Annotated in this window: 23 protein-coding genes, 1 tRNA gene, 2 rRNA genes and 3 pseudogenes; 21 read left to right on the top strand and 8 right to left on the bottom strand. The window is 34.0% G+C overall.

Annotation, left to right across the window (positions count from 1 at the left end):
• Positions 1 to 30: 30 nt before the first annotated feature.
• From DJ007_RS13410 to DJ007_RS13400, 3 genes are all read right to left on the bottom strand, one after another.
• A 23S ribosomal RNA gene (locus DJ007_RS13410) occupies positions 31 to 2,926 on the bottom strand.
• 30 nt (positions 2,927 to 2,956) lie between these two features.
• Positions 2,957 to 3,030 (bottom strand) — tRNA-Ala (locus tag DJ007_RS13405).
• A gap of 44 nt (positions 3,031 to 3,074) precedes the next feature.
• Positions 3,075 to 4,608, bottom strand: a 16S ribosomal RNA gene (locus DJ007_RS13400).
• The 16S and 23S rRNA genes sit together here with 1 tRNA gene alongside, the layout of an rRNA operon.
• A gap of 338 nt (positions 4,609 to 4,946) precedes the next feature.
• Between DJ007_RS13400 and DJ007_RS13395 the strand changes: the two genes are divergently transcribed.
• From DJ007_RS13395 to ispG, 3 genes are read left to right on the top strand one after another with little or no spacing between them, the layout of a single operon-like run.
• Entirely contained in the window at positions 4,947 to 5,231 is a 285-nt protein-coding gene (locus tag DJ007_RS13395; protein WP_165974191.1) for a site-2 protease family protein, read from the top strand.
• Positions 5,144 to 6,460: a site-2 protease family protein gene (locus DJ007_RS13390; protein WP_129410020.1), complete on the top strand. Its 1,317-nt coding sequence runs from the start codon at positions 5,144 to 5,146 to the stop codon at positions 6,458 to 6,460. Before DJ007_RS13395 ends, DJ007_RS13390 begins: the two co-directional genes overlap by 88 nt.
• 25 nt (positions 6,461 to 6,485) lie before the next feature.
• Positions 6,486 to 7,529, top strand: a complete 1,044-nt coding sequence (gene ispG, locus DJ007_RS13385) for a flavodoxin-dependent (E)-4-hydroxy-3-methylbut-2-enyl-diphosphate synthase (protein ID WP_129410019.1) — start codon at positions 6,486 to 6,488, stop codon at positions 7,527 to 7,529.
• 51 nt (positions 7,530 to 7,580) lie between these two features.
• Here ispG and DJ007_RS13380 read toward each other — a convergent pair whose 3' ends face one another.
• Positions 7,581 to 8,036 (bottom strand): 3'-5' exonuclease, encoded by a 456-nt coding sequence (locus DJ007_RS13380; protein WP_240739643.1) that lies wholly within the window; start codon positions 8,034 to 8,036, stop codon positions 7,581 to 7,583.
• A gap of 115 nt (positions 8,037 to 8,151) precedes the next feature.
• Entirely contained in the window at positions 8,152 to 8,463 is a 312-nt protein-coding gene (locus DJ007_RS13375) for a cupin domain-containing protein (RefSeq protein WP_129410017.1), read from the bottom strand.
• 66 nt (positions 8,464 to 8,529) lie between these two features.
• Between DJ007_RS13375 and DJ007_RS13370 the strand changes: the two genes are divergently transcribed.
• The 7 genes from DJ007_RS13370 to DJ007_RS19505 all read left to right on the top strand — a co-directional run bounded on the left by DJ007_RS13370 (position 8,530) and on the right by DJ007_RS19505 (position 12,202).
• On the top strand, positions 8,530 to 9,009 hold the full coding sequence (locus DJ007_RS13370; protein WP_129410016.1) for a hypothetical protein: 480 nt from the start codon (positions 8,530 to 8,532) through the stop codon (positions 9,007 to 9,009).
• Positions 9,006 to 9,629, top strand: coding sequence for a 3'-5' exonuclease (locus DJ007_RS13365; RefSeq protein ID WP_206076391.1), 624 nt, complete (start codon positions 9,006 to 9,008; stop codon positions 9,627 to 9,629). The genes DJ007_RS13370 and DJ007_RS13365 overlap by 4 nt, the downstream gene beginning before the upstream one ends.
• A gap of 35 nt (positions 9,630 to 9,664) precedes the next feature.
• Complete coding sequence (locus tag DJ007_RS13360; protein WP_240739639.1) at positions 9,665 to 10,420, top strand: DNA polymerase domain-containing protein; 756 nt, start codon at positions 9,665 to 9,667, stop codon at positions 10,418 to 10,420.
• Between the two features lie 47 nt (positions 10,421 to 10,467).
• Positions 10,468 to 10,614 carry a hypothetical protein gene (locus DJ007_RS16390; protein ID WP_206076390.1) on the top strand — a complete coding sequence of 49 codons (147 nt, stop codon included), beginning with the start codon at positions 10,468 to 10,470 and terminating at the stop codon, positions 10,612 to 10,614.
• A 124-nt stretch (positions 10,615 to 10,738) separates the two neighbouring features.
• Positions 10,739 to 10,987, top strand: a complete 249-nt coding sequence (locus DJ007_RS13355) for a hypothetical protein (RefSeq protein WP_129410013.1) — start codon at positions 10,739 to 10,741, stop codon at positions 10,985 to 10,987.
• The gene (locus DJ007_RS19510) at positions 10,987 to 11,631 is read left to right on the top strand and encodes an aminopeptidase (RefSeq protein WP_206076389.1); all 645 of its coding nucleotides are present in this window, start codon (positions 10,987 to 10,989) and stop codon (positions 11,629 to 11,631) included. The genes DJ007_RS13355 and DJ007_RS19510 overlap by 1 nt, the downstream gene beginning before the upstream one ends.
• Positions 11,632 to 11,722: 91 nt before the next feature.
• Positions 11,723 to 12,202 (top strand): aminopeptidase, encoded by a 480-nt coding sequence (locus tag DJ007_RS19505; protein WP_206076388.1) that lies wholly within the window; start codon positions 11,723 to 11,725, stop codon positions 12,200 to 12,202.
• A 38-nt stretch (positions 12,203 to 12,240) separates the two neighbouring features.
• On the opposite strand, the pseudogene DJ007_RS20600 reads toward DJ007_RS19505, so the two are convergent.
• Positions 12,241 to 13,683 (bottom strand): annotated as a pseudogene (locus tag DJ007_RS20600) (aminoacyl-histidine dipeptidase).
• Positions 13,684 to 14,032: 349 nt separating this feature from the next.
• Between DJ007_RS20600 and DJ007_RS13340 the strand changes: the two are divergent.
• Positions 14,033 to 14,806 carry an exodeoxyribonuclease III gene (locus DJ007_RS13340; RefSeq protein WP_165974189.1) on the top strand — a complete coding sequence of 258 codons (774 nt, stop codon included), beginning with the start codon at positions 14,033 to 14,035 and terminating at the stop codon, positions 14,804 to 14,806.
• Positions 14,807 to 15,134: 328 nt separating this feature from the next.
• On the opposite strand, the gene DJ007_RS13335 is transcribed toward DJ007_RS13340, so the two are convergent.
• The gene (locus DJ007_RS13335; RefSeq protein WP_129410011.1) at positions 15,135 to 16,256 is read right to left on the bottom strand and encodes a DUF2249 domain-containing protein; all 1,122 of its coding nucleotides are present in this window, start codon (positions 16,254 to 16,256) and stop codon (positions 15,135 to 15,137) included.
• Positions 16,253 to 17,011, bottom strand: coding sequence for a DUF1858 domain-containing protein (locus DJ007_RS14965; protein WP_165974188.1), 759 nt, complete (start codon positions 17,009 to 17,011; stop codon positions 16,253 to 16,255). The genes DJ007_RS13335 and DJ007_RS14965 overlap by 4 nt, the downstream gene beginning before the upstream one ends.
• Before the next feature lie 276 nt (positions 17,012 to 17,287).
• Between DJ007_RS14965 and rplU the strand changes: the two genes are divergently transcribed.
• From rplU to rpoD, 10 genes and pseudogenes are all read left to right on the top strand, one after another.
• Positions 17,288 to 17,599: a 50S ribosomal protein L21 gene (gene rplU, locus DJ007_RS13325; RefSeq protein ID WP_129410010.1), complete on the top strand. Its 312-nt coding sequence runs from the start codon at positions 17,288 to 17,290 to the stop codon at positions 17,597 to 17,599.
• The gene (locus tag DJ007_RS13320; RefSeq protein ID WP_129410009.1) at positions 17,596 to 17,889 is read left to right on the top strand and encodes a ribosomal-processing cysteine protease Prp; all 294 of its coding nucleotides are present in this window, start codon (positions 17,596 to 17,598) and stop codon (positions 17,887 to 17,889) included. Before rplU ends, DJ007_RS13320 begins: the two co-directional genes overlap by 4 nt.
• Positions 17,886 to 18,163 (top strand): annotated as a pseudogene (gene rpmA / locus DJ007_RS13315) (50S ribosomal protein L27). Before DJ007_RS13320 ends, rpmA begins: the two are co-directional and overlap by 4 nt.
• 12 nt (positions 18,164 to 18,175) lie before the next feature.
• Positions 18,176 to 18,706: an ECF transporter S component gene (locus DJ007_RS13310; RefSeq protein ID WP_129410008.1), complete on the top strand. Its 531-nt coding sequence runs from the start codon at positions 18,176 to 18,178 to the stop codon at positions 18,704 to 18,706.
• 17 nt (positions 18,707 to 18,723) lie between these two features.
• The gene (gene rplM, locus DJ007_RS13305; RefSeq protein ID WP_129410007.1) at positions 18,724 to 19,170 is read left to right on the top strand and encodes a 50S ribosomal protein L13; all 447 of its coding nucleotides are present in this window, start codon (positions 18,724 to 18,726) and stop codon (positions 19,168 to 19,170) included.
• A 14-nt stretch (positions 19,171 to 19,184) separates the two neighbouring features.
• A complete protein-coding gene (gene rpsI, locus DJ007_RS13300; protein ID WP_129410006.1) occupies positions 19,185 to 19,592 on the top strand; it encodes a 30S ribosomal protein S9 in 408 nt (135 codons plus the stop codon).
• An 80-nt stretch (positions 19,593 to 19,672) separates the two neighbouring features.
• Positions 19,673 to 21,070 carry a DNA primase gene (dnaG, locus tag DJ007_RS13295; protein ID WP_165974187.1) on the top strand — a complete coding sequence of 466 codons (1,398 nt, stop codon included), beginning with the start codon at positions 19,673 to 19,675 and terminating at the stop codon, positions 21,068 to 21,070.
• On the top strand, positions 21,070 to 21,402 hold the full coding sequence (locus tag DJ007_RS13290) for a hypothetical protein (protein ID WP_129410004.1): 333 nt from the start codon (positions 21,070 to 21,072) through the stop codon (positions 21,400 to 21,402). The genes dnaG and DJ007_RS13290 overlap by 1 nt, the downstream gene beginning before the upstream one ends.
• Positions 21,402 to 21,554: a hypothetical protein gene (locus tag DJ007_RS14960; protein WP_165974186.1), complete on the top strand. Its 153-nt coding sequence runs from the start codon at positions 21,402 to 21,404 to the stop codon at positions 21,552 to 21,554. Before DJ007_RS13290 ends, DJ007_RS14960 begins: the two co-directional genes overlap by 1 nt.
• Positions 21,539 to 22,662 (top strand): annotated as a pseudogene (gene rpoD / locus DJ007_RS13285) (RNA polymerase sigma factor RpoD). The gene DJ007_RS14960 and the pseudogene rpoD overlap by 16 nt, the downstream one beginning before the upstream one ends.
• Position 22,663: the final 1 nt, after the last annotated feature.

The following is a 22,663-nucleotide window of genomic DNA, read 5'->3' as shown; positions in this document are numbered from 1 at the left end:
TACTCATTCACATGTGCATAGTTACTTAATAAGGTCAAGGCCTCGGGCTATTAGTACCGGTCGGCTCAATACATCACTGTACTTACACCTCCGGCCTATCTACGTCCTAGTCTCGAACTGCCCTTACCTCCTAAGAGTGGGAAACCTCATCTCGGGCCCGTTTCCCGCTTAGATGCTTTCAGCGGTTATCGGTCAGGTACATAGCTACTCAGCTCCTGCTCCTGGCGGAACAGCTGATTCACTAGCGGTACCCTCACACCGGTCCTCTCGTACTAGGTGTGACCCCCTCAAGTTTCCTACGCCCGCAGCAGATAGGGACCGAACTGTCTCACGACGTTCTGAACCCAACTCACGTACCGCTTTAATGGGCGAACAGCCCAACCCTTGGGACCTACTTCAGCCCAGGATGCGATGAGTCGACATCGAGGTGCCAATCCGCGCCGTCGATATGAACTCTTGAGCGCGATAAGCCTGTTATCCCGGGGTAACTTTTATCCGTTGATCGACGGCCCTTCCACTCGGATCCGCCGGGTCACTAAGACCGTGTTTCCACCCTGCTCGACCTGTCAGTCTCGCAGTCAGGCAGGCTTTTGCCTTTACACTCTCCTGTGGATTTCCAACCCACATGAGCCTACCTTCGCGCACCTCCGTTACTCTTTAGGAGGCGACCGCCCCAGTCAAACTGCCCACCTAACACTGTCCCATCATTGCTCTTCACAATCAATGGTTAGTAACCCATCATGCTGAGGGTGGTATCCCACCGTCGGCTCCACCTACCCTTGCGAGCAGGTTTCTCCGCCTCCCACCTATCCTGTACACAACATGACAAGTTACAATGTCAGGCTACAGTAAAACTCCACGGGTCTTTCCGTCTAACTGCGGGTACTGGGCATCTTCACCCAGTCTGTAATTTCACCAGGCCCTCCGCTGAGACAGTGTCCAAATCGTTACGCCATTCATGCAGGTCGGAACTTACCCGACAAGGAATTTCGCTACCTTAGGACCGTTATAGTTACGGCCGCCGTTTACCGGGGCTTCGGTTCGTACCTCTCAGCACTCCCTTAACCTTCCGGCACTGGCAGGCGTCAGACCCTATACGTCCTCTTTTCGAGTTCGCAGAGTCCTGTGTTTTTGGTAAACAGTCGCCTGGACCTTGTCACTGCGACTCCCCAATGCAGTATTAACCACACCAGAGAGCACCCCTTCTCCCGAAGTTACGGGCTATTTTGCCGAGTTCCTTAGCGGAGGTTAGCCTGCTCCCCTTAGCCTTCTCAGCTCGCCCACCTGTGTCGGTTTTCGGAACGGGCATATCTATACCGATAAGCGAGGTTTTTCTTGGCAGCATGGCTGTGACCTCGTTGGACCTACGTCCTCCCCATCACGCTTCAGCCTCCACCGGCGGATTTACCTACCAGCTTCTTCGACCTTTGCGCTTGGATGAGCGTGCCACTTGCTCACGAGGCTTCACCTTCTGCGTCACCCCTCTTATCATAGCAGTATAGATATGGCACAGGATTCTTTACCTGTTTTCCATCGGTTACTCCTTTCGGATTCACCTTAGGTCCCGGCTTACCCTGGCGGACGACCCTTCCCAGGTACCCTTGGGCTTTCGGGGGAAGGATTCTCACCTTCCTCTCGTTACTCATGCCCACATCCGCTCTTGTGCTTCGTCCAGTAAACCTCACGATTTACCTTCTCCCTACTGCACAATGCTCCCCTACCAATCCGCAGATTCCGCAGCTTCGGAGTATAGCTTCAGCCTCCTTACATTTTCGGCGCAGTCCGCCTCAACCGGTGAGCTGTTACGCACTCTTTTAATGATGGCTGCTTCTAAGCCAACATCCCGGCTGTCTCTGGCAGTCCACTACCTTTCACACTTAGCTATCCTTCGAGCCCTTAGCTGGCGGTCTGGGCTGTTTCCCTCTCGACCATGGAGCTTTTCCCCACAGTCTGTCTCCCAACCTTTTACTTACGGTATTCGGAGTTTGACAAGTTTCGGAGGTTACCCCCTACGCCTATCAGTGCTCTACCCCGTAAGTAATAGTTGAGGCCGTGCCTACACACGTTTCGGGGAGATCCAGCTATCACCAGGTTCGGTTGGCTTTTCACCCTATCCACAGGTCATCCGAATGCGTTTCACTGCATACCGGTTCGGGCCTCCATTGCGTTTCACCGCAACTTCACCCTGCCCATGGATAGCTCACCTGGCTTCGGGTCTGCATACATTGACTATCCGCCCTCTTCAGGCTCGCTTTCACTTCGGATCCACCTCTCCGGCTTATCCTCGCCAATGCATGCAATTCGTGGCACATTAATCAAAAGGCACGCGGTCACTCCTCTCAGAGCTCCCACTTCTTGTAGGCTTACGGTTTCAGGTTCTCTTTCACTCCCTCCCGGGGTCCTTTTCACCTTTCCCTCACGGTACTTTTCCGCTATCGGTCGACGGGTAGTATTTAGCCTTGGATGGTGGTCCACCCTGATTCACGCAGGATTCCTCGTGTCCCACGCTACTTGGGATAGTAATCCAGGACTTAGTTTGTATTTCGCCTACGGACTTTCACCCTCTCCGGTTTGACTTCCCAGTCAATTCGGCTATACAAACTTCCATCCCGAGCCTCGTGCTGTCGGCTCCGATTACTTCCCTCTACCCAGTTAGGCAACGGCAGCACCCTTTTACACCTAACTGGTTTGGGCTCCTCCCTTTCGCTCGCCACTACTCAGGGAATCTCTCTTGATTTCTTTTCCTCCGGGTACTAAGATGTTTCCCTTCCCGGGTTCGCCCAGCTTTCGCTGGCCTTCGGGTTCCCCATTCGGATATCCACGGATCTACGCTCGCTTGCAGCTCCCGTGGCTTTTCGCAGCTTGCCACGTCCTTCTTCGCCTCCCGTCGCCTAGGCATCCTCCGTAAGCCCTTTTTACCTTGACCTTATCTTTCACTATGCACTTGTCAATGAGCTGGTGGAGTAGAGGGACTTGAACCCTAACCTTCTGCGTGCAAGGCAGACGCTCTCCCAATTGAGCTACTACCCCTACTCCTTCACTACTGAACAGAGACACCCATTTCTTCTCCTTAGAAAGGAGGTGATCCAGGCGCACCTTCCGGTACACCTACCTTGTTACGACTTAGCCCCCTCGCTGACTCCACCCTCAATAACCGGCCTCCTTTCGGTTAGCCTGGCCATCTTCGGGCGTTTCCAACTCGGGTGGCTTGACGGGCGGTGTGTACAAGACCCGGGAACGTATTCACCGCAGTGTGGCTGACCTGCGATTACTAGCGATTCCGGCTTCATGTAGTCGGGTTTCAGACTACAATCTGAACTGGGGTAGGGTTTCTGGGATTCGCTCCACCTTTCGGCCTCGCTGCCCTCTGTCCCTACCATTGTAGCGCGTGTGTCGCCCAGGACATAAGGGGCACGATTACCTGACGTCATCCCCTCCTTCCTCCGCCTCGTCGGCGGCTGTCCCGTTAGGGTTCCCACCTTTACGTGCTGGCAACTAACGGCAAGGGTTGCGCTCGTTGCGGGACTTAACCCAACACCTCACGGCACGAGCTGACGACGGCCGTGCACCACCTGTATAGGCTCCCCAAACCGAAGTTCAGGGTCCCTACTATCTCTAGTAGGTACCACCTATATGTCAAGCCCTGGTAAGGTCCTTCGCTTAGCTTCGAATTAAACCACACGCTCCACCGCTTGTGCGGGTCCCGTCAATTCCTTTGAGTTTCATCCTTGCGGACGTACTCCCCAGGCGGCCCACTTATCGCCTTAGCTTCAGCACGAACGGTACTACCGCTCACACCTAGTGGGCATCGTTTACGGCTAGGACTACCCGGGTATCTAATCCGGTTTGCTCCCTAGCTTTCGGGCCTCAGCGTCAGGTTTACCCCAGGAGACCGTCTTCACCACCGGCCTTCTTACCTGTATCTACGCATTTCACCGCTACACAGGTAATTCCGTCTCCCTCTAGTAACCTCAAGTCAATCAGTTTCAGACGCATTCCCCTGGTTGAGCCAGGACCTTTTACATCTGACTTAATTGACCGCCTACACCCCCTTTACGCCCAGTGATTCCGGGCAACGCTCGCCCCTACGTATTACCGCGGCTGCTGGCACGTAGTTAGCCGGGCTTTTCCTTATCTACCCTCATCAGTCAGCCATTCCCTGCTCACCTTATTGTTCGATAAGTTCAGGAGTTTACGTCCCGAAGGACTTCATCCTCCACGCGGCGTCGCTGGATCAGGGTTTCCCCCATTGTCCAATATTCCCCACTGCTGCCTCCCGTAGGAGTGGGGCCGTGTCTCAGTCCCCTGTGGCCGGCCACGCTCTCACGCCGGCTACCCGTCGTCGGCTTGGTAGGCTCTTACCCTACCAACTACCTGATGGGTCGCAGGCAGCTCCTCCAGCCATGCCTTGGCACGCTTTCACCTCTCGGTCTCATCCGGTATTAGCCACCGTTTCCAGTGGTTGTCCCGGTCTGGAGGACACTTTCCTACGCGTTACTCACCCGTTCGCCACTAGTACTACTCCCGAAGAGAGCCTCCTCGTTCGACTTGCATGTGTTAAGCACGCCGCCAGCGTTCGCCCTGAGCCAGGATCAAACCCTCCATCCAAGATTTCGAGTTCGATCTCTTCACTCTCGTTTTACTTCCGCTGGGTGTCTCTGTTCACTTGTCAAGGAGCTTCATCCTTCCTTACTCTTCTTTTTCCTCCCGCAGACCTCTTCGTCCGCGTCCGAGTATATATATTACCACCTTTCTTCCTCTTTGTCAACTTACAATACTGTTAATTTCGTTAATCGTTTGTGAATTCATAGCAAATCCATAAAATAAGGATTTTTAACTTTATAATCAAAGATTTTTGGAATTACTTCAAACTTTTATGCTATTTCATTAACATATATATGATAGAATATTTTATTGAGAATGTATATTATAATGGAGGTGTTTTAATGATAACTCTTTTTTGGTTTATGGTCGTAATTACAATTGTTGTTTTCTTTCATGAATTAGGACATTTTATTTTTGCTAAATTATTTAAAACTAAAGTTGAAGAGTTTGCAATTGGTATGGGACCTAAACTTTTCTCATTTAAAGGGAAAGAAACAGAATTTCGTTTTAATCTTATACCCCTGGGGGATATGTCAAGATCGCCGGTGAAGAACCTGCTAATGAAGAAGGCTTATCTGACAACCCTGATCTTTTTTACAATAAAAAACCATGGCAAAAATTTTTAATTGCATTTGCAGGACCTTTGTTCTCTATAATATTGGGATATATTGTTCTTTCTATTTCGGGATTATTATATGGATTTTCTGAGGTAAGGATTGAAGAGGTTATCAAGGATTCACCAGCCTATTATGCAGGAATACAACCTGGTGATGTAATAAAAAAAGTTGATGGACATTTTGTTTTTGACAGTTCAATATTAAGTCTTGCAATAAAAGAAGGAAAAGAATTAAATTTGGAAATCATACGTAATAATAAACCTCTTGAATTAAAAATAAAACCTGAATTATTCGACCCAGAATATACTATTGTATTTAAAACAAATAGTGATATAACTTTTGATTCATATAATATCAAATCTTTTAATATGAATCCACCAGAAAAAATTAAAGATATTTTGCCGAATCTCGAAAAAGGTGATAAATTAATTATTGAATTAGATAATGGTAAAGTCGTTGAAGGTAAAATAGAAGGATATAATATATCTCCTAAAAGATATGCTATTGGAGTATATTTTGCTACATTTTCTAATATAATTAATAAAGATATTGCTCCATTTCAAAAAAATGATGTTATAACAAAAATCAATGAAAAAAATATTAAGAATGGTCTTGATTTAATAGAATTATTATCTTCAATTTCTATGTCTCCTGAGGATATCTTAGTTACAATCAATGATAATAAGATTTCTGAAGTTAAAAAAGGATTTAATTCTGATACATTAACCATAACAATCTTACGAAATGGTACGGAGAAAACTATCAAACTGAAAAAGTCTGAATTTCTTTCAATTTTACAAGAACCTTTAGTATTAAAGTTTGCTTTTGATAAGTGGAAACCAAAAGGATTTGAAGTAATATCTGTTTCAATTCAATGGGCAAATACATTATTGAGAGCAATGATAGATGTAATTGGACAATTATTCACAGGTAAAGTAAAAACAACAGAGGTTATGGGACCTGTTGGAATTGCAGGAGCTGTTGGTCAAGCAGCAAAAGCTGGCCCAGAAGCTTTAATTTCCTTAATTGCATTGATTACTTTAAATCTTGGTATAGTAAATCTTTTACCAATCCCTGCTTTAGATGGAGGAAGAATTGTATTTTCATTATATGAAATGATTACTGGAAAAAGAACAAATCCAAAAGTAGAAGCCACCATACATACCATTGGTTTTCTTATTTTAATGGGATTGTTTGTATACTTTACATATAATGATATATTAAGATTTTTTAGATAAAAGAATATAATCCGGAGGTAATTTTATGTTTTCAAAAAATACTGTTTATGTAAAAAATATTCCTATTGGAGGAAATAACCCAATTATAATACAAAGTATGACAAACACTGACACTCTTGATACTGAAAGCACTATAAGACAAATAATAAAATTAGCAAATGCTGGAGCAGAAATTGTTAGGGTTTCTGTTAGAACTTTGGAAGATATTTCTTCTTTTAAAGAAATTTGTAAAAACTCCTCTGTGCCAATTGTTGCAGATATTCATTTTGATTATAGAGTAGCTATAGAAGCTATTAAAGCAGGAGCTTCAAAGATTAGGATTAATCCTGGAAATATTGGAGCAAAATGGAAAGTTCAGGAAGTTGTAAAGGTTGCAAAGGAATATAATATTCCTATCAGAGTTGGTGCAAATTCAGGATCTATAAAAAAAGAATTTGAAAACACATCAATGCCGCGTTATAAAGCATTGGCAGAAAGTGCTTTACAAGAAGTTAAAATAATGGAAGAACTGGAATTTGAGGATATAGTAATATCTATAAAATCCACTGATGCTAAAGAAAATTTTCTTGCTAATAAATATATATCTGAAAAGGTTCCATATCCCTTACACATAGGAATAACCGAAGCAGGTATATATGAAGATGCATTGGTTTTATCCTCTGCAGGATTGGGAGCATTATTATTAAATAATATAGGAGATACAATCAGAATTTCAATAGCAGGTGATCCAGTAAAAGAGGTTTTAGTTGCTAAAAAATTATTAACCTTATTAGGGTTTAAAAAAGGCCCAAGAGTTATTGCATGTCCAACATGTGCTAGAACAGAAATAAATGTTGAGGAATTGGCTATAAAAGTTAAAGAATGGACTAAAAACGTTGATAAAAGCTTAAACATTGCTGTTATGGGATGTGTTGTCAATGGTCCCGGAGAGGCAAAACATGCGGATATCGGAATAGCTGGAACAAAAAGTGGTGGTGCAATATCTATTAATGGTGAAGTTGTGGAAACTGTTTCATACGAAAATCTAGAAAATACCTTTAAAAAATATATTGATGATTTAATCAAATAAAAGGCTCTTCGCGGAGCGAAGAGCCTTTGGAATTTTATTTAATAAAATTCTTTAAACCTTCTGCGAAGCGGAAAGTTTAAGTATATTTCTCATTTTTACAAATGCTTCTGTTGTTATAATAACATCACCTTCTGCTGAATGTCTATTCACTTTCTTCAAAATATTTAACCTTGAAGCTATAGCATCAAGGTTATGTTTTCTTTCACCTTTAAATACACTCTTTGACATCATGATTGTATCAATAGTTTTATTATTCAATTCTCTATATCCCGCTAATCTCAGCTCATTATTTAAAAACTTCATATCAAAACCAACATTTTGAATTACCAATATCTTATTTTTTATAAACTTTAAAAAATCTTCTGCAATTTCAAAAAACTTTGGAGCTCCGGCAACATGAAAATCACTAATCCCTGTTATTCTTGTAATAAAAGATGGTATATGTCTTTCAGGATTAATATAGGTTACAAATTTGTTTTTAACATAGTAATTACTTTTTTCAGTTATAATGTTATATATAGCTATTTCAATAACTCTATCTCCATTCCAGGATTAAGCCCTGTTGTTTCGGTATCCAACACACAAAATTCATTATTTTTCAATAAATCCATCATATTATCACCTAATCAAATATCTTTATAACCAACACATTAAATTTCTCATTTGAATTATTTATTACTCCATGTGGTCTATTTTTATCACAATACATCATATCATTTTCTTTTACAAGTATATTTTCATTTTCTAATTCAATAACCCCACTCCCTTTTGATATAAAAAATATCGTATCAAAAGGTACAGAATGTTTATTTATTTTTTCACCTGATTCCAAACTTATTAAAACCAATTCAACTTTTTTGGAAGTATATAATTTTCTTCCATCAAAATTAATACCTGGTATCTTTTCTAAAGAATCATATCGAATAATTTCCATTTTATTCCTCCTCCTTATTAAAACATAAATAATATTAATTATATTATAACTTTTGGAGATGAATATATGATAACATCTATCTGGCAAGATCCAGCAACAAAAATCTTTTATTTTAAAAATAAAATAAGTTCTGACTTTAAACAGCAAAAAAGATTTTTTAATTTAATATTTGAAAATACTGAAATAGACAAAGTTCAAAAAATTCTGTTAAAATACAGAATAAAAAATTATATTGACATAGATTTTGAGTGGAAAGATATATACGGGAAAAGATTAATAAATACAACGCTTGACATCAACTATAATCTTTTTAAAAAAATCACAGATGAATTAGAAAAAAATAATGTTTATGTATATGGAAAAAATATAATGAATATTTTTAATGAGCCTATATCTGGAAAACCTGAAGATAAAAAGATATGGTTTTTAGATATCGAAGTAAACAATGAAGATGTAAAAAATTATAGCGGTAAAATAAATTCTATTACCTATTATGATTCATATAAAAAGAAATATATATTCTTCTTGTGCATCATAAAGAATTGAAAAATAAAAAAAATATTTTGACATTTCTTACAGAAAAAGATATGTTGATATATTTTAGTAAATTGGTAATGAATGAAAAACCAGATATAATAACTGGCTGGTTTTCAAATGGTTTTGATATACCCTACATAATCAATAGAGCAAATTATTATAGAATAAACATAACGGCAATTCCAAATTTAAAACATAATTCTTATCAAAGAAATGGCAAATACTTTAACTCAATTCCTGGTGTAAATTTAATAGATTTTTTAGAAATATATAGAAGATATGTCTTAGATAAACCCGCTTCATATAAACTCGATATAGTTGCAAAACATCATCATATCGAAGGAAAAACAGAAATTAAAGGATATAACTATTATCAAAGTGATATAGAGAAGTTCATTGATTATGCCATTAGAGATGTTGAAATACTTGTTGAATTAGAAAAAAAGTTAAAATTAATAGGATTAATATGTTCCCTTCAAGCATTAATAAGAGTGCCTTTCCCTATTCTTTTTGGCACTTCAAATTCCATAGAACATTATATTCAACAATATATAATGAAAGATAAGATAACCTTTAGGTTTTATGAACGCGGAAATTATGGACTTCATGTTAGCGGGCTATTGTACTAACTCCACCAAATAAAACTTTTGATAATGTCGTAGTTTTGGATTTTACTTCGCTTTATCCAAATATTATTGCTACTTTTAATATCTCTCCTGAAACTTTAATATATAATATAAATTATACAGGAAAACATGTAGATTTAGGTAAAATTTTATCCGAAGAGGAAAATGAAAAATATAAACCGATAAAATTCACATTGGAGAAAAAAGGTATCTTATCTTCATTGGTTAAGCATTTACTAAAAGAAAGACTTTATTATAAAAAACTGAAAAAGGAAACAACATCTGATAGTCCCGATTATGTTATATATGATATAAAACAATATAATTATAAGATCCTTTTAAACTCCATGTATGGTGTTTTAGGAACAAATAACTTTGCATTGCATGATATAAGAATTTCCTTAGCAATATTGGCAGCAGCAAGATCTGCTTTAAGGTTTGTTAACAATATCCTTGATAACCACAAATTTGAAAATATTAAAATAAACGAAAGAACCATATCTTTTACCACACATGTATTATATTCAGATACTGATAGTTCATTTAATTATATTGAATGTAATGAAAAACTAGATAAATCAGATATTTTAGAAATTGGAAATTATATTGCAAATTATATTAACAATATCCTACCAGAAAAGTTCATTCCAAAATTTACCAATGAAAAAATCGAGTGCACTTTAAGTATGGAAGTTGATAAAATATATAAACGTGTAAGGTTTTTTGGTATTAAAAAAGATATTTCGGATATGACTTTGATAGAAAAATCATCACTCATGGTGTTGAAATCGTAAGAAAAGATACACCGACGAGTATTAAAAAAGTTTTAACCACTTTATTTTTGAAAGCCTTAGATAATGAATTAACCTTAGATGAGATTATCGAGCAATATTATGAAATAAAAAAATATGATATTGAGGAAATTGCTTTAATAAAAAGTATAAGAAAAAAGATTTTACAAAGTATAAAACTCTTCCAAATCATATAAAATCAGCTATTTTTATGGAAAGTCTATATAATTTCAAATACACATATGATGATAGATTATTATATTACTATATTAAATATTATAATTATAAGAATTTTGAAAAATAAAAAATATATTTAATAAGATGCCAGAACATAATATTTACTATATTTCTGCCAGTATAGAAAGAGAACACCTTGAAGATTTCAAGAATTTATTATATAATGATTTCGAAATTGATTATTATACACTTTTCAAAAAACAAATATTATCTCCATTAAAACAATTTTCTGAATATAGAAAATTAATAGAAGTAGCGGACTTTAAAATCAAATTAATAGAAGGGTTCCCTTTAAAAGCAGAACAACTAAAATTATTCGAGGAGGAGATGTAATGGAAAAACTATTGGAAAAGTATGCCGAACTTTTAGTAAAAGTCGGTATTAATGTGCAGAAAGGTCAAAGAGTTTTCTTAAGATCCACAATTGATGCAGTAGACTTTACAAGAAAAGTTGCGGAAAAAGCTTATGAAGCTGGAGCTAAGGAAGTTTATACCGTATATAATGACGAATATATGTTATATTTAAAATTAAAGTATGCTGATGACGAATTATTAAATGAATTTCATCAATGGGAAGTTGATATGGCAAAATATTTTTGTGATGAAAAAGGTGGTTTTTTAAGTATTATTGGTTCTGATCCTGATATTTTAAAAACTATAGCTCCACAAAAGATCGGACAATACTCTAAAACAAGGCAAACAGCAATGAAAGATGTATCAAAGGTTATCATGTCCGACAAAGTTTCATGGTCTGTTGGTGCGGTTCCATCAAAAAAATGGGCAGAAAAAGTATTTCCACATTCTAATAATCCTGTTCAAGACTTATGGAATGCTATCTTAAAAACTGTAAGAGTAAATGAAACCGATGATCCTGTTGAATTATGGAACAAACATTTAAATAATTTAAAAGAAAAGACTGAGTATTTAAATAATAAACAATATGAATATTTAAGATATGAAGGCCAGGGACAAATTTAACTGTAGGTCTTCCAAAAAATCATAAATGGTTAGGTGGAGCTCAGAAAAATGAAGATGGGTAGTTTTCCTTCCAAATATACCAACAGAAGAAGTGTTTACAGCTCCTCATAAAGATAAAGTAAATGGTTATGTAAGAAATAGTAAACCATTAGTATATGGCGGAAATGTAATAGATGGATTTACTATGGAATTTAAAGATGGTAAAATAATTAAAGTTACTGCAGAAAAAGGCGAAGATGTATTAAAACAGGCTATATCATTAGATGAAGGTGCAAGTTATCCTGGTGAAGTTGCATTAGTTCCTGTCGATTCACCAATCTATCAATTAAATGTTATTTTCTATAATACATTATTCGATGAAAATGCTGCTTCTCATTTTGCCTTTGGAAGAGCTTATCCAACATGTGTGGAAAACGGAGAGAACATGAATGAAGAAGAATTAAAAAATGTTGGTTTAAATAATAGTATTACACATGTTGATTTTATGATTGGTAATGAAGAATTAAATGTATATGGCATCAAAGAAGGAAAAGAAGAATTAATAATGAAAAACGGTAGATGGGTGATATAAAACTAAACCTCCAGAGAAAATCTGGAGGTTTAGTTTTATTAATAATTCTTCATTGCTTTTAATATCTCAAGTAAAAATTCCCATACTCTTTTTACGGAAGATATGCTCATTTTCTCCTGTGGTGTATGAACATCATACAAGTTTGGGCCGAAGGAAATCATATCTACATCTTTCATTTTTCCAGAGAGAATTCCACATTCTAATCCAGCATGAATTGCTGCTATTTCTGGCTCTTTACCATACATATTTTTATATACTTTTTTCATTAATTCTCTTATTTTTGAATCCGGTTTATATTCCCAGGCTGGATACGGTGCGTTTGTTGTTATTGTTGCTCCGTTTAATCTAGCAATAATTTCTGATTTGTTATGAATTAAATCTCTTAATGTTTCAACAGAACTCCTTGTAGCAGAGGTGAATTCTATTCTATTTTCATAAGTTTTAACCACACCTAAATTACTTGAACTTTCCACAAGCCCTTCTATTGCCTTACTCATTGTTTGAACTCCATCATGAACAAGCATTAAAATATTTACCGCTTTCTCAAATGAACTATCGCTTAAAACCTTTGAAGGTTTTCTATTTCTTCTATAGTTACTTTAACATCTGGATCGGAAATGTTAAGTTCATTTTTAAATGTTTTTTGCCAGTATTTGACTATTTCTTTTAATTTTCAACGTCATTCACAACAATTTCTGCTTCTGCTTCTCTCGGAATAGCGTTGCTCTTATCTCCACCATTTATAAAAGCACATTCTACATCGATTTTTTTGCTAGATCATATAATACTCTACCTAATAGTTTATTCGAATTTCCTCTTTGTTTTATAATTTCCATTCCAGAATGTCCGCCTGTAACCCAGATATCTTTAATTTAAATCCATATTTATTTTTTGGTTCATTAAATTCTATTGGTAATGTGATTATATCCTTAGTCCGCCTGCACAACTCACGTAAAAAATCCCTTCTTCTTCTGAATCAATGTTTAATAATATTTTCCCATTTAATAATTTTGGATCTAATTCATTTGCACCTGTCATTCCAGTTTCTTCTTCTGTGGTAAATAAAGCTTCTATTGCAGGATGATCAATATCTTCAGAGTCAAGAATAGCTAAAGCATATGCTACAGCAATTCCATTATCCGCTCCTAATGTAGTGTTAGTAGCTTTTATATAATCTCCATCAATTTGAAGTTTAATAGGGTCTTTTGAAAAATCATGATCAGAATCTGATGCTTTTTCGCAAACCATATCTATATGTCCTGAATTATTACACCTGGAACATTTTCATATCCTTTTGTTGCTGGCTTTTTTATAATTACATTTAACGCTTTATCCTGAATATATTCAAGGTTTCTTTCTTTAGCAAAATTTACTAAATAATCACTGATAGCTTTTTCATTACCTGAACATCTTGGAATTTTACTTATTTCTTCAAAAAAATAAAATACCTTTTCTGGTTCTAATCCTTCTAATACTCTCATTATAATATTCCCTCCCAAAAATAATTTGCTTTACGAATATTATATCATATCTAATTTTAAATTCTAAATAAAGTCTAAAATAAAATATTTTGAATGGAATAAAATTAAAAAATGACGTTCTTCACCCGGTGAATTTTCTTACTCTTCAAAATGTTCATTCTTACCGGTCGTTCAAACTCACATCCATGTTCGGTTTCACTCAATTTTGCATCCATGCAAAATTGACCGGTTTCATTCACATTTTTTCAGGAAAATTCAAGGGTTCATCACATTATTTTTTTATTTTTATTCTAAATGAGTAATATTATAATATATGGTATAATGTTTTTACATTAGCTTTTGGAAAGAGGTGAGAAAATTGAAAATATTATCCTGGAATGTTAACGGAATTAGAGCTGCTATAAAAAAGGGATTTATCGAATTTTTAGACAATGAAGATCCTGATATTTTATGTATTCAAGAAACAAAAGCAAGAGAAGAACAATTAACTAAAAAATTTCTTCAACATGGAGAGTGGAAAAAATATTTTGTTTCCGCAGAAAAAAAAGGATATAGTGGTGTTGCTACTTTTACAAAAATTGAACCCAAAAATGTTTTAAAAGGATTGGGAAATGAAAAATTTGATTCAGAGGGTAGAACTTTAATTACAGAATATGAAAAATTCTCTTTATTTAACATCTACTTTCCAAACGGAAAAGCTCGTGATGAAAGATTACAGTATAAAATGGACTTTTACTATTATTTATTGGATTTTCTAGAAGAATATAAAAAGAATCAACCAAATATTATTATTTGTGGTGATGTTAATACCGCTCATACAGAAATTGACCTTGCAAGACCAAAGGAAAATGAAAATGTTTCTGGTTTTTTACCCATTGAAAGAGCATGGATTGATAAATTGTTAGAAAGTGGATTTATAGATACTTTTAGAATGTTTAGCAAAGAACCTAATAACTACACATGGTGGGATTATAAAACAAGAGCAAGGGAAAGAAATGTAGGATGGAGAATAGACTATTTCTTTGTAAGCACGCCATTGAAAGATAAACTTAAAGATGCTTTTATTCTTTCTGATGTAATGGGTTCTGATCATTGTCCTATTGGTATTGAAATTGATCTATAATATCCAAAATAAAATAATTTTTGCTCATCCAGCAAAAATTATTAATCCTCAAAAATGGAATAAAAATAAAACTCATTCAGACGCTTGATTGCTTTTCTGAAAAAATCAATCATTCTCAGCCGACACTCAGATTTTGCATCCTGCAAAAGCTTCGCTCAAAAAAACGTCCTGTTTTTTTGTCGGCTTTCATTCATGATTTTTTCAGGCAATCTGCGAGTCTTCATTCGTTTTATTTTTTTATTCTATAAATATAGGATTCGCTTATATTATTTTTTTCTTATTTTACTTTGACAACAATTTGAAAACTCCCGATAAAATCGGGAGTTTATTAAATTTTGAAAATCTTCATTAATTCATCATCGAGTGTTGCATTTATAATATCGTTTTTTATCAAAATATCATAAAATTTATATACCTTTTCCTGCAGCTCTTCACCACTTACATATTTAAATGTCACTCTTTCCAGGAATTTTTCAACATTCTTTATTGGTGCTCTCATCATATCAAATGAAAGTTTGGCTGCTTCCTTTTTATTCTCATTCACCCAGTTTATTGCTTCTTCTAATTCTTCCAATACAACTTTCACAATTTCCGGATACTCTCTAACCAATTCACCTTTAAATACAACCCCTGCATTTGGTAATAATCCAAATCCATCATTAATTTCATTCCAGATTTCTCCATAGGAAAGCTCTGAATATTCAATATTGCTTTCTTCCAATACTTTAACAACAAAACCCGCTTCCGGTTCTCTCAAAAGAACTGTATCCGCTTTCCCTGATAAAAAGTCCATCATTATTTGTTTTGGCCTTCCAAACGGATTCCCAAATGTAAATTCGAAATCTTCCACATTTAAACCTTTTGCTTCAATTAAATATTTAGTTATCTTAGCAGGTGGTGCATCTTCAAACAATGGAATATGTATTTTTCTTCCTCTTAAATCTTCAAGCGATTTTGCTTTATATCCTCTTGTTAATATAGTAAAATTATCCCATACAAATACAACAGGCATTTTTACATCTGCTTCTCTCAATTTTGCAGCAGTTATTAATGCTGAAAAACTTATATCTGCTTTTTTATTTATTATCCAACCAAGATGTTTTTCTGTTTCTTCCCATATTTTTAATTCCTTTATATTTACCGTTTGTTTTAATCTTTTTGACTGTAATAATCTCATGATTATTGGATATCCAACAGGAGTTGCAGACTGTATTGTTATTGTAGGTTTATCAGAAACTTCACTATCATTTATCTCTTCTTCAATTCTACGTGTAAAATATACCTTTACTTCATATGGTCCAACCTCTTCAACCTTAGCATCAAATCCCATACCATCAAGCATATTAATTAGTGGTGTAGGAACAAATGTTTGCACTAATACAAAACCTTCACCTGGATTTAATGAATATGCTTTTTTTATGATTATATCAAATGGATCCTGTTGCATCATTCTAACATCAAGGATTTCGTATTCTTTTTATTACTTTCTTTTTCATTTACTTCTTTATTATATATAGAAACTCTGGTCTTAAATTGGTTAATTTTATTGATATTATATAAGAAACCATGTGATTCTATTACTTTTATTATTGGATCGAGTTCTAATACACCTTCAAAAACCAATGATTTTCCTGGTTTTAAATTTTCTATTTGATTGATAATTAAAGCAATTGTTTCCATATTATTTTCCGGTATTTGTATAGTTGTTTCTGGTTCATTCCATGTAATTTCCACACTATTATATTTAGGAGTTACTTCTCTTATACATTCTGGAAATAGTTCATATAATTCTTTTTCTAATCCCAATTTTTTATTTAAAGTATGTAAAATCTCACATAATGATACTCCTGTCATTTTCGCAGCATTTTTAAATGTAGCATATTTTGCGACAGTATTCCACATTACAGGATTTTGCATTGTTCTAAATTTAGGAGATATTTCTAATAATACTTCTTTTAAATGTGGATATTTTTCTAAAGTCTCTTTGACTTTTGAATCACCAGTTATTGGTTTATCTTTTAATGATAGAATTGCTTTTGTAGGACATATTTCCATTGCTCTTTGACTTTTACTTAATTCTTCTTCGTTTTCTGGTTGTTTATACACAACTGCTTTGCCTTCTTCAATTTTAAAATTTTCCGGTGCCGTTCTGACACAAGCTCTACAAGCAATACATTTTTCCTTTTCAACTCTAAATTTTTCCATATATAAATCACTCCTTTATAATTATTTTTTAATTCGGATATTTTTTATCCGGTTATATTATATACCATTTGTATATATTTTTTCCGTAACTTATGTTACACCATGATTTTTAATAATTATAAATATCATATTCCACACAAATCGATTTATAATTTTAACATAAGTTTAATCAATGTTTAGTGAGAAATATGATAAAATATTCCGGAAAGGGTCTAAGGTCTTAAAGCCATAATGGTACCTTAGCCCACTTTGACTATTTCAAGAGGAGGTGACTATATGTACGCTATTATTGAAGTTGGCGGAAAACAGTACAAAGTAGAAGAAGGTATGGAACTTTACACAGAAAAATTAAACGGATATGAACCAGGTTCAGAAGTAGTTTTAGATAAGGTTTTATTCGTAAAAGATGAAACAGCTAAAGTAGGAAAACCTTATGTAGAAAATGCAAAGGTAGTTGCTGAAGTTGTAAAACATGGTAAAGATAAAAAAGTATTAGTTGTAAAGTTCCAGGGAAGAAAAAATTATAGAAGAAAGAAAGGACATCGCCAACACTACACAGCTTTAAAAATCAAAAAAATTGAAGCATGATTAATGTAAAATTTAATTTCAAAAAGAATTTTGTTGAAATTAAAGGACATGCTGAATTTGATGAGTTTGGAAAAGATATTGTATGCAGTGCTGTTAGTGTGTTAACACAATTTGTTGCAGAAATTTTAAAAAATGAAAAAAGTGGGAAATTCAAGAAAAAAGATGGTTATTTAAAAATCAACTGGACGAATAATGAAATGTCTGATAAATTGATGAAATATTTATATGACGCCTTAAAAAGCATTGAAATGAGTTATCCCGATAACTTGAAAGTGGAGGTGAATAAATAATGAAAATAAATCTTCAGCTCTTTTCTTCTAAAAAGAGTGGAGGTACAGCAAAAAATGGAAGAGATTCAAAACCAAAGTACCTCGGAGTTAAGAAAAGTGATGGTCAAAAAGTAATTCCAGGAAATATTATTGTTAGACAAAGAGGAACACATTTCCACCCAGGAAACAATGTTGGAATGGGAAGGATCACACAATATTTGCTAAAATAGAAGGTTATGTAAAGTTTGAAAAGAAAAATAATAGAAGATTAGTTAGCGTTTATCCTGAAAAGTAAGTTGGTGATAATATGAGCCGTGTAAAAATTTTATCCACGGCGGGAATATTAGGAGCTTTATCTGTATTATTAATGTTTTTAGAATTCCCAATATTTCCTTTTGCAAGTTTTTTAAAATTTGACCCAAGTGCTTTATTAATAATAGCTTCATTATTTTTGTTTGATTGGAAAACTGCTGTTTTTTCGTTAATTACTAAAGACCTTGTATTTTATTTTGTAAAATCTGGTGATTTAATTGGCGTTTCAATGGATTTCATAGCAATTTTAACTTTTATTTCTATTCTCACAATCTTTAAATTAAATATACATAAATATATTAAATTTTTTGTTGCAGCATTTGGAGTAGGAATAGCTATGGTTTTAATGAATATGGCGATTATACCGATTTATTTTAAAATGTCTTTTAATGAAGCAGCAAAATATTTTGGATTAAGTTCATGGACACTTATTATAACTATAATATCTTTTAATTTGATAAAATTTATTACAGATGCAATTTTGGGCGATTTGTTATATAAAAGAATCAAAAACTTTTTTTCCTAAGAAAGGAGGACAGCAAAATGGCTTCAATTATGACTCAAAAGAGTTATTTAGCAAAAAATGAAGAAGTTGAAAGAAAATGGTATGTTGTTGATGCAGCTGGAATGTCATTAGGTAGATTAGCCGCACAAGTAGCAAAAGTTTTACAAGGAAAACACAAACCAACATATACACCACATGTTGATACAGGTGATTATGTTATTGTAATAAATGCTGAAAAAATAGTGTTAACAGGTAAAAAATGGACACAAAAGAAATATTATAGACATACAGGTTATCCTGGAGGATTAAAAGAACAAACTGCAAGAGAAATATTAGAAAAATATCCAGAAAGATTAATTGAAAAAGCTGTTAAAGGAATGCTTCCAAAAACAACTTTAGGAAGACATATGTTCAAAAAATTAAAGGTTTATTCTGGTTCTAATCACCCTCATGAAGCACAAAAACCAGAAAAGTTGGAATTATAAGGAGGGAATAATGCATGGCTGAATTTATAGATTATTACGGCACAGGTAGAAGAAAGGCTTCTATCGCAAGAGTACATTTAAGACCTGGAGAAGGTAAAGTAAGAGTTAATAAAAAAGAATTTGAAAACTTAACACAATATTTCAATAATAACCCAGTTTGGTCAAAACACGCTTTAGAACCATTAACAGTAACAGACAACGAAGGAAAATTTGATTTAGTAATTACTGTTGAAGGTGGCGGAATGAACGGACAGGCTGGTGCTATAAGATTGGGAATAGCAAGAGCTTTATTACAATTCGACGAAAATTTAAGACCTGTGTTAAGACAACACGGATTATTAACAAGAGACCCAAGAGAAGTAGAAAGAAAGAAATATGGTTTAAAGAAAGCAAGAAGAGCTCCACAATTCTCAAAGAGATGATTTTTGGGCTATATCAAAATGTTGCATAATAAGGGAACGGTTTTTCCGTTCCCATCCTTTTGCTATATGGAGATGGTATTTTGATACCAAAAGAAATTTTAGATGAAATTAATTCTAGACTAAATATAAAAGATATAGTAGGAAATTATCTTTCCTTAAAAAGAACAGGAAAGAATTATACTGCATTGTGTCCTTTTCATCCTGAAGATACACCATCTTTTTTTATTTTTCCCACAACCAATACCTTTCATTGTTTTGGATGTGGTGCGCACGGTGATCCAATTAGTTTTATTCAAAAATACGAACAATTGAGTTTTATTGATGCTGTAAAAAAAGCTGCAAATTTAGCGGGTATTGATATTTCAAAATATTTAAAAAAAAGAGAATTACCCACAGAACTGCAGATATTTGAAAGTTATCATAATAAATATAAGGAAATACTTTTAAATCTGCCTAAATCTCATCCTGCATGGAATTACTTAATAAAAAGAGGCATTTCAAGGGACTATGCTGAAAGGTTTGAATTAGGATTTTCTAATGGTTCTTTAAAATCATCTATATTAGATGATTTTGATTTACCACCAACACTTGGATCAGAATTAGGAATAATAAGAAAAGATGGAAGCGAAGTTTTCAACAATAGAATCATTATTCCTATAAAAGATGATTTTGGAAGGGTTGTTGCATTTGCTGGACGTTCTATTAATAATGAAATTCCTAAATATTTAAATAGTCCAGAAAACAAATTCTTCCAAAAATCAAAAATACTCTTTTTATATGATAAAGCTAAAAATATTATTAAAAGAGAAAAATATACTATTCTTGTAGAGGGATATTTTGATGCTATAAGCATGCATATAAACGGATTTGAAAATTCTGTAGCTATTTTAGGATCTGCATTTACTGCAAATCATGCTAAAAAATTAATAAAATTAACTGATAAAGTTATTACTATGTTTGATATGGATGCTGCTGGACAAAATGCAACTTTAAAATCATTTGATTATCTATTATCATATGGATTTCAAGTTGCAATATCTCAATATAATACTAAAGATCCAGATGAACTAATAAAAAAGCAAGGGAAAAATGGTGTACTAAAAGCATTAGAAAATTCTAAAAAATTTTATGACTTTATACCTGAATATTATAAAGATAAATATAACATAAATGATGAATTCGGAATAGAACAATATTTAGAAAAAATGGCAGAATGGTATTTGAAATTCCAAAAATCTAAGCATGCTGCAATTTTAGATACCTTCATCAAAAGAATTTCTTTAATACTATTAAAACCTGAAAATAATATAAAAAAAGCCATTGAAAATATACTGAAATATAAAAAATTCAATAAAAAGATTATTCCCTATGTTTCTCAAACAGAAGATAGTATTTCTTCAAAACAAAAAAATATAATGAGCTTGATAAACAACTTATATGGCTCTGGATTAAACACAAAAGATTTAGAAATAATATAATGGATAAACTTTCCTCAAATGATTTTGAAAATTGTGGAAAAGAATTTTTAGATTTCATAGAAAATGGTTATGACTTATCTCATATACTTGAAAATGGTAGCGAAGAATTAGTTGATTTAATAAAATTGACATGGAATTTTGATTATGATATAGAACCAGAAAAGGTTTTTTTTAGTCTAATACAATCAGTAGAGAGATTTCGAAAAGAAAAAGAAATCAAAAAACTTAGAAAATTATTAAATTCTACTGTCGATCCAAAAGAAAAAAAGGAAATAATGAAAAAAATTTTTGAAATACTCGCTACCCTCAAAAAGCGAGGAGGTGTTTTTTAATGGCAGATAAAAATTTAATGAAGGCCATCGAAGAGATTGGCAATTTAGAAATAGGTGATGTCGACAAATCAAAAGAATTTGTCGAGGTCAAAAAGAAAAAAGGAAAAGCTATAAACCTCCAAAACCTTTTGAAAAAATCGTTAAAGAATTGATAAAAAAAGCGAAAAAGAATAATATGGTATTAACATATGAAGATATTGATAAGACATTACCTTCAGAATTAGATACTGAATTAATAGAAAAAGTATATGAAGCATTAGAAAAAGAGGGCATAATGGTTGATGATGGTTCTCAATTGGATGATGAAAGTATTCAGGAAATTGAAGAAATGATTGAATCTGAAGGTGCTGCTACAATAGAATTAATGGATTATCTGGAAGATGGGGTTACTCAGGTATTTGATAATATGTCTTTAAAAGACCCTATAAAAGTCTATTTAAAAGAAATTGGGAAAATAAAATTATTAACCCTCAAAGAGAAAAACGATTGGCTAAGCGAGCTCATGAAGGTAATAAAAAAGCTCGTGATGAATTGATAAAAGCTAATTTGAGACTTGTTATTTCAATAGCAAAAAAATATGTTGGTAGAGGATTATCATTTCTCGATTTAATACAGGAAGGAAATATTGGTCTTATAAAAGCTGTAAATAAATTCGATTATAAAAAAGGATTTAAGTTTAGTACATATGCAACATGGTGGATAAGACAGGCTATCACAAGAGCTATAGCTGATCAGGCAAGAACTATTAGAATACCTGTTCATATGGTAGAAACCATAAATAAATTCAATAAAATTATTAGAGAATATTTACAGGAATATGGGGAATATCCTTCTCCAGAAAAATTAGCTGAATTAACTGGAAAACCTATTGAGAAGGTAAATGAAATACTTTTAACCGCAAGAGAAACTATTTCCGCTGACTCACCTTTAGGATCATCCGATGAAGATGATTCAACTATAGGTGATTTTATTGCTGATGATTCATTGGATAAACCTTCAGAGGTTGCAATGAAGATGTTATTAAGAGAAGAATTAGAAAAGATTTTAGATACATTACAACCAAGAGAAGCTATGGTTTTAAAAATGAGATACGGTTTGTTAGATGGAAAGGTTAAAACACTTGAAGAAGTTGGCCAATATTTCAACGTTACCAGAGAAAGAATTAGACAAATTGAAGTAAAAGCGTTAAGAAAATTAAGACATCCAAGTCGAAGTGCACAACTAAAAGAATTAAGCTCAATGCTTGGCAAAGAATTATAAT

It is taken from the genome of Marinitoga lauensis (assembly GCF_004135675.1).
Taxonomy (GTDB): Bacteria; Thermotogota; Thermotogae; order Petrotogales; family Petrotogaceae; genus Marinitoga; species Marinitoga lauensis.
The sequence above is the reverse complement of the archived record's forward strand: the minus strand, read 5'-3'. Positions and strand labels throughout refer to the sequence as shown.

What these genes read in the sequence shown, in the direction of transcription:
- rplM (WP_129410007.1), top strand. Translation starts at nt 18,724, where the DNA reads ATGGCTTCAATTATGACTCAAAAGAGTTATTTAGCAAAAAATGAAGAA.
- DJ007_RS14965 (WP_165974188.1), bottom strand. Translation starts at nt 17,011, where the DNA reads ATGGAAAAATTTAGAGTTGAAAAGGAAAAATGTATTGCTTGTAGAGCT.
- DJ007_RS13335 (WP_129410011.1), bottom strand. Translation starts at nt 16,256, where the DNA reads ATGATGCAACAGGATCCATTTGATATAATCATAAAAAAAGCATATTCA.
- DJ007_RS13370 (WP_129410016.1), top strand. Translation starts at nt 8,530, where the DNA reads ATGATAACATCTATCTGGCAAGATCCAGCAACAAAAATCTTTTATTTT.
- DJ007_RS13320 (WP_129410009.1), top strand. Translation starts at nt 17,596, where the DNA reads ATGATTAATGTAAAATTTAATTTCAAAAAGAATTTTGTTGAAATTAAA.
- rplU (WP_129410010.1), top strand. Translation starts at nt 17,288, where the DNA reads ATGTACGCTATTATTGAAGTTGGCGGAAAACAGTACAAAGTAGAAGAA.
- DJ007_RS14960 (WP_165974186.1), top strand. Translation starts at nt 21,402, where the DNA reads ATGGCAGATAAAAATTTAATGAAGGCCATCGAAGAGATTGGCAATTTA.
- DJ007_RS13310 (WP_129410008.1), top strand. Translation starts at nt 18,176, where the DNA reads ATGAGCCGTGTAAAAATTTTATCCACGGCGGGAATATTAGGAGCTTTA.
- ispG (WP_129410019.1), top strand. Translation starts at nt 6,486, where the DNA reads ATGTTTTCAAAAAATACTGTTTATGTAAAAAATATTCCTATTGGAGGA.
- DJ007_RS13355 (WP_129410013.1), top strand. Translation starts at nt 10,739, where the DNA reads ATGCCAGAACATAATATTTACTATATTTCTGCCAGTATAGAAAGAGAA.
- rpsI (WP_129410006.1), top strand. Translation starts at nt 19,185, where the DNA reads ATGGCTGAATTTATAGATTATTACGGCACAGGTAGAAGAAAGGCTTCT.
- DJ007_RS13290 (WP_129410004.1), top strand. Translation starts at nt 21,070, where the DNA reads ATGGATAAACTTTCCTCAAATGATTTTGAAAATTGTGGAAAAGAATTT.
- DJ007_RS13375 (WP_129410017.1), bottom strand. Translation starts at nt 8,463, where the DNA reads ATGGAAATTATTCGATATGATTCTTTAGAAAAGATACCAGGTATTAAT.
- DJ007_RS13395 (WP_165974191.1), top strand. Translation starts at nt 4,947, where the DNA reads ATGATAACTCTTTTTTGGTTTATGGTCGTAATTACAATTGTTGTTTTC.
- DJ007_RS19510 (WP_206076389.1), top strand. Translation starts at nt 10,987, where the DNA reads ATGGAAAAACTATTGGAAAAGTATGCCGAACTTTTAGTAAAAGTCGGT.